The organism is Candidatus Kapaibacterium sp., assembly GCA_023957315.1.
Taxonomy (GTDB): Bacteria; Bacteroidota; Ignavibacteria; order Kapaibacteriales; family UBA2268; genus PGYU01.
This window is the reverse complement of record JAMLHE010000004.1, coordinates 200,668-214,833: the sequence shown is the minus strand read 5'-3', so window position 1 is coordinate 214,833 and position 14,166 is coordinate 200,668. Positions and strand designations below refer to the sequence as shown.

General features: G+C 37.6%; 23 protein-coding genes and 1 tRNA gene. 15 read left to right on the top strand and 9 right to left on the bottom strand.

Annotation, left to right across the window (positions count from 1 at the left end; all coding sequences use genetic code 11):
* Positions 1 to 22 precede the first annotated feature (22 nt).
* The 6 genes from M9949_06065 to M9949_06040 form a co-directional block, all read right to left on the bottom strand.
* Positions 23 to 580 (bottom strand): hypothetical protein, encoded by a 558-nt coding sequence (locus tag M9949_06065; GenBank protein MCO5250970.1) that lies wholly within the window; start codon positions 578 to 580, stop codon positions 23 to 25.
* Complete coding sequence (locus tag M9949_06060; GenBank protein MCO5250969.1) at positions 573 to 806, bottom strand: hypothetical protein; 234 nt, start codon at positions 804 to 806, stop codon at positions 573 to 575. The genes M9949_06065 and M9949_06060 overlap by 8 nt, the downstream gene beginning before the upstream one ends.
* Positions 799 to 1,551 carry a TIGR04255 family protein gene (locus M9949_06055; GenBank protein ID MCO5250968.1) on the bottom strand — a complete coding sequence of 251 codons (753 nt, stop codon included), beginning with the start codon at positions 1,549 to 1,551 and terminating at the stop codon, positions 799 to 801. The genes M9949_06060 and M9949_06055 overlap by 8 nt, the downstream gene beginning before the upstream one ends.
* Before the next feature lie 259 nt (positions 1,552 to 1,810).
* Complete coding sequence (locus M9949_06050; GenBank protein MCO5250967.1) at positions 1,811 to 2,080, bottom strand: hypothetical protein; 270 nt, start codon at positions 2,078 to 2,080, stop codon at positions 1,811 to 1,813.
* 52 nt (positions 2,081 to 2,132) lie between these two features.
* On the bottom strand, positions 2,133 to 3,527 hold the full coding sequence (locus M9949_06045; GenBank protein ID MCO5250966.1) for a tetratricopeptide repeat protein: 1,395 nt from the start codon (positions 3,525 to 3,527) through the stop codon (positions 2,133 to 2,135).
* A 150-nt stretch (positions 3,528 to 3,677) separates the two neighbouring features.
* Complete coding sequence (locus M9949_06040) at positions 3,678 to 4,361, bottom strand: hypothetical protein (GenBank protein MCO5250965.1); 684 nt, start codon at positions 4,359 to 4,361, stop codon at positions 3,678 to 3,680.
* A 136-nt stretch (positions 4,362 to 4,497) separates the two neighbouring features.
* Here M9949_06040 and M9949_06035 point away from each other — a divergent pair, with 136 nt between their 5' ends.
* From M9949_06035 to M9949_05965, 15 genes are all read left to right on the top strand, one after another.
* Entirely contained in the window at positions 4,498 to 4,851 is a 354-nt protein-coding gene (locus M9949_06035; protein ID MCO5250964.1) for a toxic anion resistance protein, read from the top strand.
* A gap of 10 nt (positions 4,852 to 4,861) precedes the next feature.
* Complete coding sequence (locus tag M9949_06030; GenBank protein ID MCO5250963.1) at positions 4,862 to 5,185, top strand: DUF4373 domain-containing protein; 324 nt, start codon at positions 4,862 to 4,864, stop codon at positions 5,183 to 5,185.
* A 2-nt stretch (positions 5,186 to 5,187) separates the two neighbouring features.
* Complete coding sequence (locus tag M9949_06025; GenBank protein MCO5250962.1) at positions 5,188 to 6,114, top strand: hypothetical protein; 927 nt, start codon at positions 5,188 to 5,190, stop codon at positions 6,112 to 6,114.
* Positions 6,104 to 6,529: a hypothetical protein gene (locus M9949_06020; GenBank protein ID MCO5250961.1), complete on the top strand. Its 426-nt coding sequence runs from the start codon at positions 6,104 to 6,106 to the stop codon at positions 6,527 to 6,529. Before M9949_06025 ends, M9949_06020 begins: the two co-directional genes overlap by 11 nt.
* Positions 6,522 to 6,872: a hypothetical protein gene (locus M9949_06015; protein MCO5250960.1), complete on the top strand. Its 351-nt coding sequence runs from the start codon at positions 6,522 to 6,524 to the stop codon at positions 6,870 to 6,872. The genes M9949_06020 and M9949_06015 overlap by 8 nt, the downstream gene beginning before the upstream one ends.
* Entirely contained in the window at positions 6,873 to 7,970 is a 1,098-nt protein-coding gene (locus M9949_06010; GenBank protein ID MCO5250959.1) for a DUF3560 domain-containing protein, read from the top strand.
* Between the two features lie 61 nt (positions 7,971 to 8,031).
* A complete protein-coding gene (locus M9949_06005) occupies positions 8,032 to 8,277 on the top strand; it encodes a hypothetical protein (GenBank protein ID MCO5250958.1) in 246 nt (81 codons plus the stop codon).
* Positions 8,278 to 8,323: 46 nt separating this feature from the next.
* A complete protein-coding gene (locus tag M9949_06000) occupies positions 8,324 to 8,587 on the top strand; it encodes a hypothetical protein (GenBank protein ID MCO5250957.1) in 264 nt (87 codons plus the stop codon).
* Positions 8,584 to 8,931: a hypothetical protein gene (locus tag M9949_05995; GenBank protein MCO5250956.1), complete on the top strand. Its 348-nt coding sequence runs from the start codon at positions 8,584 to 8,586 to the stop codon at positions 8,929 to 8,931. Before M9949_06000 ends, M9949_05995 begins: the two co-directional genes overlap by 4 nt.
* Positions 8,885 to 9,493, top strand: a complete 609-nt coding sequence (locus M9949_05990; protein MCO5250955.1) for a hypothetical protein — start codon at positions 8,885 to 8,887, stop codon at positions 9,491 to 9,493. The genes M9949_05995 and M9949_05990 overlap by 47 nt, the downstream gene beginning before the upstream one ends.
* A complete protein-coding gene (locus M9949_05985) occupies positions 9,468 to 9,779 on the top strand; it encodes a hypothetical protein (GenBank protein MCO5250954.1) in 312 nt (103 codons plus the stop codon). The genes M9949_05990 and M9949_05985 overlap by 26 nt, the downstream gene beginning before the upstream one ends.
* Positions 9,780 to 9,859: 80 nt before the next feature.
* Entirely contained in the window at positions 9,860 to 10,225 is a 366-nt protein-coding gene (locus M9949_05980; GenBank protein ID MCO5250953.1) for a hypothetical protein, read from the top strand.
* Between the two features lie 122 nt (positions 10,226 to 10,347).
* Positions 10,348 to 10,614, top strand: a complete 267-nt coding sequence (locus M9949_05975) for a hypothetical protein (protein ID MCO5250952.1) — start codon at positions 10,348 to 10,350, stop codon at positions 10,612 to 10,614.
* Entirely contained in the window at positions 10,595 to 11,245 is a 651-nt protein-coding gene (locus M9949_05970) for a hypothetical protein (protein ID MCO5250951.1), read from the top strand. Before M9949_05975 ends, M9949_05970 begins: the two co-directional genes overlap by 20 nt.
* A 147-nt stretch (positions 11,246 to 11,392) precedes the next feature.
* The gene (locus tag M9949_05965) at positions 11,393 to 11,713 is read left to right on the top strand and encodes a hypothetical protein (GenBank protein MCO5250950.1); all 321 of its coding nucleotides are present in this window, start codon (positions 11,393 to 11,395) and stop codon (positions 11,711 to 11,713) included.
* A 103-nt stretch (positions 11,714 to 11,816) separates the two neighbouring features.
* Here the strand turns inward: M9949_05965 and M9949_05960 are convergent.
* From M9949_05960 to prfA, 3 genes are all read right to left on the bottom strand, one after another.
* Positions 11,817 to 11,888 (bottom strand) — tRNA-Glu (locus tag M9949_05960).
* 79 nt (positions 11,889 to 11,967) lie between these two features.
* Positions 11,968 to 12,981, bottom strand: a complete 1,014-nt coding sequence (gene pheS / locus M9949_05955) for a phenylalanine--tRNA ligase subunit alpha (protein MCO5250949.1) — start codon at positions 12,979 to 12,981, stop codon at positions 11,968 to 11,970.
* Positions 12,982 to 13,040: 59 nt separating this feature from the next.
* Positions 13,041 to 14,126, bottom strand: a complete 1,086-nt coding sequence (gene prfA, locus M9949_05950) for a peptide chain release factor 1 (GenBank protein MCO5250948.1) — start codon at positions 14,124 to 14,126, stop codon at positions 13,041 to 13,043.
* Between the last annotated feature and the right edge of the window lie 40 nt (positions 14,127 to 14,166).

Genomic DNA, 14,166 nt, shown 5'->3' with positions numbered 1-14,166 from the left:
TCTTTTTGTTTAGATCAGAATTCTATGGTAGACCTATCCTGGATAAATAGTTTGCAAAGCGTAAAGAGATTTGCTCCCTGTATAGTTCGCTCACTTTGCATACAAAATTACTTGCTTTTTTCTCTTTCAATCCCTCATTATTGACAGTAAAATAATGCTTGAAATCAATCACGGAATTTACAATCCGGACGCTTTGGGCAAATTCCATATAGTGGTACCTTGGGTTGTTGTTTTGTTCCAAGAATCCTTTGTGAGTTTTTGAATTATCGTTGAAATTATGCATTACGAGCTTTAATTCAGAGAGATGCTCTCCATTATAAACATGCGCCAAGTTATACAAAGGGGCAACTATTACCGAAAGAATGTGTTTATCTTGGTTTTTTACTTCTTTGGAAGTGCGATTGTTATAATCTTGTTCTAAATCACAATCTTGAGTAAGAACTATAATATATGGGAAAACGATTTTAGAAATATAAAGCCCGGTATCCAGGATTTCAGCTTTTTCAATAAGCTCAACATCCCTGATGATGTCGCCTTGGCATAGTCTTGCAATTTTATTACTAACATCGGCTTTAATCATCTTTGACTCTAAAGGTTATTATGGTTTCGATGCGTTCAGGCTTACCAGAACCGTATTCGCCGATTTCAATTGCCGGTATTCGTTCAAGCCACGCTTCTTTATTCCCGCCATAATCAATACCCCCTTTTTGTTTTGTCGAAACTATTGTTGCAATATAAGATTTAGAATCATCATCAATAGTTGAAAAATCATCTAAGCTTTTGGTGTATCCTTGGTCATTAGTCATGATTCAAATATTTATCCCTCAATTTGTCTAAAATAGAATCTTCAAATAAATCCTGTATTTTAGCATGGAACTTGGGCAGTAATTCCAAAACACCGTTTCGAGTTAAAATGCCGTGATGTGTCGCATCAAAGTCTAATATGAAATTTTTCTGCTTAATTGGAGCGGGGTAGTCCGCATTGTGCATGCCGAAATTAAATTTCAATTCAAATTCATCATAATTCATGATAAGATTGTGGAAAGTCCTACTTATTTTTTCCTTTTCTTTAGGGAAATTAATAGTGGCGATTAAATTTTTGTTGATATAGTTGGTCCATTTCAATGGCTTATCTTCAGAAATATTAATTTCATTCACATATCTCAAACCAAATCTTCTAATTTCTGGGTTGTTATATACACTGCAAATTGACGTTAAGGCGGTTTCAAATTCATATGTGAATTCTTCGAATGTTGAATAATAATTTTGTGAAAGTGCAAGCGAAAACTTTGTCAAAACAATGAGCCGATTTCTTTCTTTGTTCCAAAATTTCCATTCAATCATGCTTTCGGTACTTTGCTTCGTTTCAATGTGGCTTATAGCAAATGTATCTGTTTTGATAGGATTTGATTCGGCAATTGGAAAATTGTTTTTTAAAGAATCTATAAATGCTTTCGGCAACTTGTTGTCAATTTCGTCAATCGGGTTTAGGAAATCAATTCTTGCAATAGCGGCTGTTATGAAATTTTTCTTATAGCAAATTTGGTCCATGATGTTTCAATTTATAAATATGTAATATAACTAAGGACGTATCGAAATCATTATTATATAGTGTATGTGATAATTTAAACGATTTAATAAATGCATCATATTGATTTGCAAATATAATACCAATTTGTTATAACAAAAAAAATATTTTTTGGCTGTTCCGGTGTTCGATTGATAGCGTTTGAGTAGTTCAAGCCGGGATGAAACAACAAAGGCTCGCCAATGAAAATGGCAAGCCCTCTGAGTTATAATGGAAGGTGTATTATAACGGCATGTAGTGGATTGGGTCTGTAGAGCATGGAACAGATTCAATAAGAAGCCATTCATCGTGCCCGGTGGTGGTCCCACTTCCCTTGCCTTTTGCCCTTACGGTGCATGGATTTGGAAATTCTAATTGATATTCAGTAGCCGGACCTTCATAAACAACGGCATAATCTCCGTCGTTTACTTTCAATTCGATTTGGAAGTGAATTTCACCCTCTCCGGGCGTCCATTCAAGTTTCTTGCTTGTGCTGTTATAGCTTAATTGCATAAATCCCCCTTAATGATAAATTATTATAAGTTACTATGCGCTAATGCAGACATTAACTGTTATCGTCCAGAATTTGAAGAATTTCGATAGAATTCTTTTTGATTCGTGGCAAATGCTGAGTGGTTTTTAGGTCTGCAAAAGCATTGATTTCAATTGCCTTGGATTTGACTTGATTCGATTTGCTCCGGATATGATCCAAGTCTTTTTTAAGTTTTCTGCGAGATTCGCAAACACTTGAAGTATGCTTTAAATTTGCTTTGATTTCACGCCGATAGTACATGAAAACGAATGCGAATATGAACAAAAGCACAATGATTATAATTGCCGAAATATACATATTCGATTGTGTTCGAAGCTTTTCCTCCGCCAGTGAATTTTCAAGTTCAATTTTGATTTCATGCAAATTCGCGGTTTGATTTAGCAAGATAGACATTCCAGGCGCCAACTCTTTAGGCTTTATGATTATCTCGGTCAGCAACTCCATTGTTGCAGTTGCTTCGTCGTATTTTTTATTATCCATATAGAGCGAGAAAAGAGCATCCCCTACCTTCACCATTTCAAGGGCTCTGTTAACTGATTCAAACATAGAATAGGCAGTTTTCAAATACGACTCTGATTTGTAGAAATCAGTATTCATAAGTACTCTACCGAGACCGTAAAGCGATATAGCTTCTCTGTCTTTGTCTTTTAAGGTTTTGGCGAGTTTCAATGCTTCTTGAAATCTCAATATAGAAACTTGGATATCGCCCTTTTTATACCCAAGTTCGCCTTGCGCCAACTTAACATCAATCCTGTCCATCGGCAATATGCAAGCACTTTCCGCTATATCAAGCAGGTTGCTCGCTTTATCATATTCGCCTAATTCAATAGCATTAACAGACGTATTGACTAATAACTTGACCTTGAAAACCGTATCATCAATAGCTAAAGCGAAAGCTTCACTAAAATAACGGTCAGCCTGTTCGTAATCATCCATATTATAATTAATGTTGCCAATTGCCATTTTAGCACGTGCCATAGCAGAAGTATCATGGTTTGCGACAGCTAAATCATAGGCTATAATTGTATGCTCAATTGCGTCATCATACTTGCCAATAAGAGAATATGAATAGCCTAAATTCATACGCCCTGAATATTCGCCTTTGTAGTAATTTACTATTTCCGATAATTGAACAACCTCAACGAAAAAGGGAATTGACAATTCGTACGATAACATGTGTTTGTAAATCAATCCTTGTGAATTATTAGCCTTGATAAGCTCGATTGTATCTGCGGTTGCTTTGGCTTGTTTTTTTTGAGTTGAGACAAGCTGGAAGGCTTTGTCATAGTTGTTGTATTCAAGCTGTTCTTGAATCGCTTTGCTGTAATCTTTGCTGTGGCAATCATGGTTTATTGAAAGCATCAATACCAATACGGCGAGTTTTAATTTTAAGATTTTATCATACATAAGTTTTCCATGTAGATTTAAATTTTTAATATTTTTATTGTTGAAATTCACAAAACAAATATAAGAAATTTATATATTACTTGTATATTTTTTTGAAATATATAAGTTTTTTACATTTTGCTTCTGAGGAGAAGATAGCAGATTGACGGCTCATTTGTCCTTTTTCGACAGATTTGATACGAGCTTCTCTAAAATTTGTTTCGATAATTTATCAGAAAGTTCAGGGTCTGAAAGTATCTTGTCTGCTGCAGCATCTATTATGGCGTCAGAATCAAGGGGGCTTTCTGGATTAGGGTTCGAAGCAAGGGGCTTCCCAGGTTCGGTTTTAGATTGAGATGATACAAGCTCAGTTCCTGTGCCTGTCATTACCCAATGCATATTGCAGCCAATAGCCTTAAAGAAATCCGATACCTTAGGAGAATATGAAAGTGTGCCATAGGCGTATGCGAAAATATCCGCCGTATCTAATTGCATTCTGTCAATTAGAGTTTTGTGCATGTTAAACAAATCATCATATGTTCCGCAATACTTGGCAATCCAGCGATTCAAGCGTTGGACATGCGGCATTGAGCTTGAATGGTAAGTCGGTTCGACATTTTTTCCAGTAATCATAGCATTGAGGTCTGCTCCAAGGTCATGTATTATGTATAGAAACACTTGGTCGGGAAATGACCTGCCCTTGCAGTAACTGTTAATCGTAGCGGGCGAATAATGTTTGTCGTAAGTCTCTGTGATGTAAGTTGCAAAATCTTTCTGCCTTTCCCAATTTGGTCTCATCCAGTCTTCTAACCGCTCTCCAAACTCTTTGCTGAGCGTGTTTTTGTCTTTAATCATTTTATTTTTCATATTATTTAAAAAAAATATAGAAAACTAATATTATTCTTGGATATTATATAAAAAACTTATATATTTGCTTTAGAAATTTAACAAATTATTTATATTATTTTACAAAATATATAAGGACAAATATATGAAAAATTCAGAAACAACAACAATCCCTAAAGTAACTTCAACTTATTTATTGCCTACCAAATTGCTCGAAATGATAGAGGACACGCGGATAAACAAGCTCCCGAGCGTACCTTTTCCTACAATGGTAGAAATAATCGCCACAGAAGGATTGAAGGAGCTTACAGAAGATGACTTCAAGAAATATAAGAAAAAGAGTAATTTTTTCTCATTCACTAAGAAGTTCAGAGACAGTTTGGAAGAGCTCCAGGCGAAATACCCTGATTACGTGCCGAAAGTTTCTCATGTTCTTGAGATGAGTATCGCAAAATACTTCGACAATGAATCTAAGTCAAAATCAAATAATCTAATATAAGGGCAAAATCATGATTGGAGAGAAACGCTATTTCCCCCACGATGAATACGCCCGGAGTGATGATAAAATTTTGATGTTACGTGCTGAATACCGGATGGAAGGGTATGGCACTTATTATTGCCTGTTAGAGATGATGTTGGAGTCAAAAGAAACTCATTTAAGGCATGACAAAACTGAGGGTATCGCGGCATCGTTGGGCTGTCCTAATGACACTTTTGACGGTATTGTTTCGCTTTGTATTGAGCAAAGATTGTTTGATACTGACGGCGAGTATTTTTGGTCTCCAAGACTTTTGGAATGGAAAAAACTGCTTGATTCACAAATAATGGCTTGAAAATGAGCATAGGTTGGATTAAAATTTACAGAAGCATTTTAGAGTGGCAATGGTATCACGATAATAATGTTTTCAGGGTATTCTTTCACTGTGTTTTAGTTGCGAATCATACCGAGAAGGTTTGGCGCGATGTCATTGTAAAAAGAGGGAGTTTTATTACTTCTTTGTTAAAGTTATCCGACGATGTAAACTTAACTGTAAAACAAGTTAGGCGTGCCTTAAATTGTCTATCAAAAACGGGTGAAATTTCTATAAAAACGACAAACAAATATACCGTTATAAGTGTTTCAAATTACGACACTTATCAAATTGAAACAGAAAAAAAGGACAAACAAAGGTCAAGCAAAGGACAAACAAAAGTCAAACAAAGGACAACAACTAAAGAATATAAGAATGAAAGAATAAAAGAAGAATATAATACAGCGGATTATCAACACGCAAAAGAATTATTTGAGCAATTTTGGAATTTATACGACAAAAAGACCGGCAAAGAAAAGAGCATGGAGCTATTCTCGAAGATTCCCGAAAACGAATTGCCTAAGCTTCTTGACCATGTTCCGAAATACGTTGAAAGCACACCTGATAAAAAGTTCCGCAAGAACCCGGAAACATACCTACGAAATCAATCTTGGAATGACGAAATAATAATCGAATCCCCCAAAGGACCAACGGCGAAAGGAAAACGAGGGCTAAAGCTCAGCGACCTCGAGGCATCAAGGGCGCAATCAGGGCTTGCTGATAACGGCATTTCGCCTACACCCACTTCTAACGTACACACCAACAACGTATCTACTGCAATAAAAAAACGAGCCCTCAGCTTCAGCCAAATTGAAGCATCAAGAGAGCAATCAGGATTCGACGATAAAGATTCACCATCCTGGGAAGACCAGACAAAAATTAATATAAACGGAGTAGCAAATGATGAATGAAAAACAAATCGCTGTATTGCAACAAGCAATACAATTTTATGGCATAGCGAACCAATTTGATATGGCAATTGAAGAATGCGCCGAATTGATTCAAGCCTTAAACAAAGTCAAACGGTCGGATTTGATTGGAATCTCGGAGATTGAGAAACCAAATTCCAATATGAAAACCGATTCGGCTTTAGCATATCACAACCTCTGTAGTGAAGTTGCTGATGTAGAAATAATGCTTAATCAACTAAAAATACTCTTGAATAAAGAGATAATTCAGTTGAGCATTGATAGAAAAATTGAAAGATTGAATCAAAGGTTAAACCCCGACTCCAATCCGGGACCCAAGATGAACGTATTTACGATTCCTCAAAACCTGCCAAACACAACACACTCCATCACCGATACAGGAGAAAGCAATGTTTAGATTAGAATTGTTCGACAGAATAGGAAATAAGTTGAATCTCGGTGATTATGTCAAAATATCAGACGGGAAAGACTTCAAATTCTATGTCCAAGTTCAATATTTGGAAAAGGAAAAATGTATTGTCCCATTCCATACATTCAGCTTTCATTCTTTTGAAAAAGTTGATAGTGTTCCGGAGAATGCTTATAAAATGACTGACGAGGGTCGTTATGATATTTGGTGCGTTCATCCGCCCGAAGCAGATAATGAAGCTTTCGCGGCATCTGCAAAAGAATATTTATCCGGATGGAGGCAATGCGAACACTTGTTAGAGAAAGGTTATTTCAGGGTGGAGTTAAATTAAATGCCTGAAAATCAAATCACCGAAAATAGCGATATTGAAACAATCGCCAATCCAAAATCCGATCCGATTTCAGAATATGACCCATTATTCGAGGGTGCTTATTACGAATTGAATGCCAATAACAAAGTAGAATTACATTTACCCGGAAAAGAATTTTATCAAAAGCTCCCTAACGAAGTGAAATCCGACATCAAAAGAGGTTTCTTGTGGAGTAATTATTCAGGGGCGTGGGTATCTCGAAGCAAAGGCGGATATGTACCTTATTCGATGAGCAAATATAAAATCAAATATCAAGGCAAAGAGGAGCTTAATTCATTCGAAGAGCAATTGGAAGCGAAAATCCAGAGAGCCGAGCGAAAAGCTGATAAGTACTCCGGATACTCGGAAAATGCCAAAAAAAGAGCCGAGAGTTTGCAGTCGGAATTTAACAAGTTACGCAAAGATTGGGCTTGGATTACTCAACCTAATGTCAACACTTCGAGCGGAAGAGCATTCGCAAAACAAAGAGATAGAGTAGTTGCAAGGCATGAGAAAGGTTACGCAGAAATCAATAAAGCTGAATACTTTAAGGAAAAAGCGAGGAAACTCAACATCTCCGCCACGCAAAAAGAATTATCCAGCCTTTCATATCTCGAAAACAGATTAAAAGAGAATTTCAAAATAATGAAAAATGCCAAAGAATTCGAGCAATGGTATGATGATTTGATTGAATCGGGGGAACCGATTGACGATGAAACTTTGATGAGAATTGACGGCAGGATGAATCATATCCAATTAGCCTCAGAAAAATATGAATTTTATTCGAAGCATTACTACGACTTAATTCAACAAAAAGTAGCGGATGATACTTATTTCGATGTTGCGACGGCGAAAAAGAAGTTCAAATCTTTACTGAAACGTTACTTGGCTACTAAATACGGCATTGAATTGGAAAGTTGTTCTATTGCCTACTCTTGTAAAAACGGGGTGTATTACGATATAAAAGCCAATAAGGACTTGCCGGATTTTTTTACAAAGCATAGTAATTACAATTCAAAAGACTTCGCTACAGTTCATTTAGAGAGGACTTACAAACATATCACAGAGTCTGATAAATAAGCAATTTAGAAACTTCCAAATATAGTTTAGAAATTTCCAAATATAATTTAAAGGTATCATAATGACTAAAAGAACAACTATTCAGGAAAGAAAGCTTCGGGACCAAGAGTCTTTTGAAGAGCAACGAAAAAGAAGAGAGGCTTTGAAACAGGAAAACAAAAGAAGTGGCGAAATGGCGAAACAAAACGCCATTTCAAGCTGGACTGATAGAATGAACGGGATATACCATTGGTCGGAAAAAAAAAGATATTCCGTCGATTATTGCAAAGAACAAATAGAGTATTTTAAAAATTTAAACCTCGATTGACAATAAAATGTCAATTTAGATTCATTAACTATTTTGGAGAATTAAAATGAGCCTTACTCAAAAAACATGGGACGAAATGTCCAATCAAGCAAAATATAATTATCTCAAAAGCAATGATTTGGTTATTAAGAGCCAAACATTTTTAAACAAGGACTCGAAAGTTGGCGACGCAAAAATCAGCACAGGCTACAAAGCATTTTGCGGTGATGTCGAAGTTTCTCATTGGTGCGAATCCGAAAAAGAAGCTCGGACATTCGCTCTCGGGCATATTGAAGATTTTAATAAGCCAATCCCGGAAACTGTAGAATGACATTCGAAGAGTTTTCTAAAAAATTTAGATGCTCTGTATCGTCAGAGTATGACTATGGCTGTAGAGTTCGCTATCACAACAGACCGATTTTAAGACGAACTTGGCTTATTTATATAGACATAAGGACTTTCCTGCCATTTGACCCGAAAACAAATGATGATTGCTTAAACTGCATTTCTTTCAGCTCTATTGATAGTTCGGAAAATGCAAAAAGGCAAGCTTACGATTTTATTAAAAACAAAGGTTCGTTAGAGCGAATCGAAGATATCGAAAATGAAAAAATGGAAATCAAACAAAATGAGCAACGCTATCAATTGGGAAACCACCACTTCAGAGCAAGATGATTTCTGTATCAAAATAGGCGATTACCATTTAAGAGTTGAGCAAATGGATGATAATGAGTGGTGGTATGCCGTTTTTTATAAAGATGAGCAAATAAACGATGTTAATTTCCCCTTTGTTCGGAGCTTGTCGGAGGCTAAAGCGATAGTTGAAAGCATTATGCTGACTCATAAAAGCGAGAAACCGTTAGATTTATCATCTCGTCTTACTGAATTGTCGTTTTTGAAGTCGGGTTGGCTTGATGGTGAAATAGGCAATGCTATTGATAAAGATGGTCTGGAATGGCTAATAGAAGCATTTGAAACTAATTACAATAGCGAGGCGCTCCCTTTGCCCGCCACATTTCCAACTCCGGAAGGCAACATTCAATTTGAGTGGAGTGTAAACGATTACGAAGTATCTCTAAAAGTCGAGATTCCCACCAAAAAAGCGGAATTCTATGCAATCCAAATCACAACAGAGTCCGAAACGGCACATGATTTGGATTTAGACAAACCGGAAGCATGGATAATGCTAAATCAATTAATGATGGACATAAATGAAAAATATCATACTTCCACCTGAAGTAAAATTACAAAACTTGCCTGAAAGAATACTTTGTGCTGCAATACGTAATCCTGACGAAAAAGATTTGGCAGGTCAGCCATTGATTTACTGCGGATTAAGGCACTGTAATATTCTATGGCAATCAAAATCAGTATCAAGGAAGCTCCATCATCAGGGGTTCTTAACAAGTTTCGGCAGATTTGTTGACAGAAAAGAAGCATATCAAATCGCTAAAAAGAACAATCAAATCATTGATGAATACAGAGTAGTTAATGATATGCTATTTAGCGAGTGTTTGTATTAAATACTATTTCCGATAAGAGTTCAATTTGCATACTAAACTATTTTTACTATATTTGCAAAACCACAACAGAGATTATCAGCATGAAAGAAGATGAAATTGTCAATTTAATAACTTACGAAGACCTACCGGACAACCTGAAATTTGTTGCCGATAATGCAGGACTTCAAGCAGTCAAACAACTAATTATAGGCATACCGGGACTAACTGTTTACGTGCCACGCTTGGATAATCCAAAGCTGGTACGACCTTATGTCATCAAACGCATCAATGAATGCGTTGACACTACACATCTTCTGCAAAAATTGGTAATGGAAACTCGACTTGCAGAATCTACATTACGCAAAATGATAGATGAGTTGCTTAGTGCAAAGCTACTTAATAAAAATCCATTACCGGTACTCAGCCGTTACCATCCTGTCAATCAAGATACAATGTTCCCGGGGTAAACTCTGCTTTTCTGACATTATAATCTAAAATAATATAGAAAATTTATTAATCTATGCTTAAAAATATATAAATTTGCATAGATTTTTTATTTATTTTTTGCAGTATTTTTATTGGAATTGTCATGATTGATAGACTTTTGAACTTTATAGAAGCGAATTACACAGACTTCAACACTTATGCAGTGAAGTCCGGGATTCCTTTATCTGACCTGAAATCTTGGTTCGATGGTGTTACCGAGCCAACATTGCAAGATTTGGTTAAAATCTACAATACAGGCTGTTCACTCGATTGGTTATTAAGTGGTGAAAATGGAATGTATGCTTTCAACAATGCAGGTATAGTTATCTATCAAACAAGCCAAATGAGCAATGTCACGTCCAAGAACTAAAACAAGTGACCGTTGGTATCTTCGCAAGGGTCACATATACTACAACTTTGGTTGCTGTTACCGTCGCAATGACCGTGTACACTTGGATATTGTCAAATCTGCATTGAATCCAACTCGATTACGCTTTAGTTTGGGTATTCCTTGGAGTGCCGGCAATAAAGATTACGCATTAACCGAGCTTGAAAAAGCAATACATACTCATTTTACAGTCAAAACTGTTAACGGACCGAACGACGGTTCAACTGAACCTGTGATGTTAAGTGACCTGGTAGATAGATATTATAAGCTGTTTTATCATGAATTTCCGAAAGTTACCAAATACTTGACCGATAGAACTCTCAAATACTTCTTTTCGGATTCAGATTTCTATTTGGATGATATTGATGCAATCCGGAATCATATTGAGAATAAATTAGCAGATATAAAACGGCAATATCATCCCAATTACATTCGCAAGCTAACAAGCAATTTATCAAGGATTTTCAAATATGCTCATAGCAGGGGAATGATTAAATATAATCCGGTGTTGTTGGATAGCATCCCGGAAGTGGTAAAATCGAAAAAGATTAGTTACACGACAGAGCACGTTTTAGCGATAATAGATTATTTCAAGGCAAAAGCAGAAGTATGACATGTACTATTTGGTTCGCTATCACGCCACAACAGGCGTAAGACTTATAGAATCCTTCGTTTCTTTAATAAAGATATAAATAACGACATTATTACAATCCATGGCAAAGGTACTGCCAATATGAAAATAATGTCACGGGAATTCCCTATGTCAATTTTTCCAGAGTTATTTGACATCGTAGAGGGAATTAGAGACACTTGTATGGATAAAACGACGGGAAAGATGTTTCCATGGATTGCGAGTGTGCATCCGCATGAACATTTGAAAACTGCCAAAAAAGTATTAGGTATTGAGGTGGAAAAGGGCTTCCACCCGATTCGAGCTTGGCGAGAGAATCATCTAATCAAAGAGGTTGGCATAGCTCCGCATATTGTAGCCGAATTGTTAGGGCATACCCAAGTTGTTCAGCGTGAACATTATGTAACGGCTCTGGGCGGAAAAGTGATTGAAAAACTTGTCAATAAATGACAAATTTATCCAAAATAGCACACATATTAGACACGTTTATTTTGTGCAAAAAAGAAAAACCCTGACATAATCAGGGTTTCAAGTCGCAAAAAAATATTTTCTGTGATCCCAAGGGGATTCGAACCCCTACTGCCAGCGTGAAAGGCTGGTGACCTAACCGTTAGTCGATGGGACCGTCGGATTCACAAAGAATTCAAAAGTAACACTTTTTTCTGAATTGACAAAATCTTTTTTAGCGAAAAATGCAAAATTTCTTAGAATTGTCGGAGTACCCTCAAATCGTTTTCGTAGAGCAATCGGATGTCGTCTATGCCGGTACGTAGTAGTGTGACTCGCTCGATGCCGAATCCGAATGCATATCCGCTGTAAATTTCGGGGTCAATTCCGCCGGCGCGTAGCACGTTTGGATGCACCATTCCACATCCTGCGATTTCAAGCCAACCTGAATATTTGCAAATGCGGCATCCGGTTCCGCCACATAGGTAGCAGCTTATGTCAACTTCTGCCGATGGTTCGGTGAATGGGAAGTATGAGGGACGGAATCTGAATTTTGATTTTTCGCCATACATGCGCTTTGCAAATGCCATGATTGTGGCTTTGAGCTCGGCTAAGGAGACGTTTTTGTCTATGTAAAGCCCTTCCACTTGGTGAAATTCTGCGAGCGAGCGGGAGTTGATAGATTCGTTCCTATAAACGCGTCCGGGCATGATTGAGCGGATTGGAGGTTGCTGAGATTGCATTACTCGAATTTGCACAGGCGAAGTATGGGTTCTGAGTAAAAGTTCCCTATCGGATTTGACAAAAAAAGTGTCCTGCATATCGCGTGCAGGATGGTCCGGAGCGAAGTTTAGCGCGTCAAAGTTGTGGTAGCCGTCCTCGATGTCGGGTCCTTCGGCAACGGTGAAACCCATTGACCTGAAAATTTCTGTGATGTCCTCCAAAGTCTGCAAAACGGGGTGGAATGTGCCGTTGAAGTTGCGTCGCCCGGGCAAAGTCATATCTATGTCAACAGTTGTTTCGGTCGCTGTTGTGAATTTTTCTTGCAGCTCCTTGAATTCACGCTCTGCAAATTGCCGCAATTCGTTGAGCTCTTTGCCAATGATTGGCTTAATGTCCGGAGCGGCTGTTTTCATTTTCTCGAAATAGGATTGAATTTCGCCTTTTTTCACGAGGTATTTCATACGGAAGTTATCGAGCAATTCTTTGCTTGTAATTTCGCCGATTTCGGTGGCAATTTGGTTTCGCAAGTTTCTTATTTCGTCAATCATTTTTTGAAATTTATTAGTAAATAATATACAATATAACAAAAAGGTGCAATAAGTTCAAATTAAAGTTGTGAAACGCCCTGGTTGAGCAATTCGGCTTTTTCGGCTACTTTCAGATTCGAGATAATGACGTCGAGGTCGCCGTTCATAATTGAATGAAGCGAATAATTTTTGGCGTCGCCTTCCAAACGGTGGTCTGTCACCCGATTTTGAGGGTAATTATAAGTGCGAATTTTCTCCGAACGGTCTCCGGATTTGACCATCATTTTTCGCGATGAGGACATTTCAGCTTGTTGCTTCGAGAGTTCAAGTTCGTAGATTCGCGAGCGAAGTACTTTCATAGCTCTTTCGCGATTTTTCAACTGCGAACGCTCTTCCTGGCATTGGACAACGATTCCGGTGGGATTGTGGACCAATCTCACGGCTGTTTCGACTTTGTTCACATTCTGTCCGCCTTTGCCACCTGCTCTGAAGATGTCAATCCGGACGTCCTCTTCGCGAATCTCAACATCAATTTCTTCAGCTTCGGGGAGTATTGCAACAGTTGCTGCGGAAGTATGAACTCGACCACTTGCTTCAGTTTCGGGTACTCTTTGGACGCGATGCACACCGCTCTCGAATTTGAGTGTGCCGAAAACGTCGTCGCCGGACATAGAGAAGATAATTTCCTTAAATCCGCCCTTTTCACTTTCGTTGAAATCAATTACTTCGAGTTTGAAACCAACTTTGTCGGCATAGTATTGATACATTTTGAACAAATCTCCGACAAAAATTCCCGCTTCGTCACCACCTGTGCCGGCTCTCATTTCGACGATACAGTTTTTCAAATCGTTCGGGTCTTTGGGAATGAGCAAAAATCTGAGTTCATCGTCAAGTTTTTCGATTTCTGCGGTCAACATCTCTATTTCTTCGTAAGCCATTTCGCGAATTTCGGGGTCAAGGGCTTTCTCTTGGGTCAATTCCTTGTTGGATTGCAATTCGTCACTCATTTTGATATAACGCGTGCCAATATCAGCAAGAACTTTGAGTTGCTTACGTTCGCGAGAAATTTGCTTGTAACGATTGACATCATTCATAATGTCAGGATTGTTCAGGCTTTCCTCAATTTTTTCGAATCTCTCGATGATTGATTTTATTTTTTCGTACATATTCGTCTTATTCATTTATAGTATAACATACAAAAATACG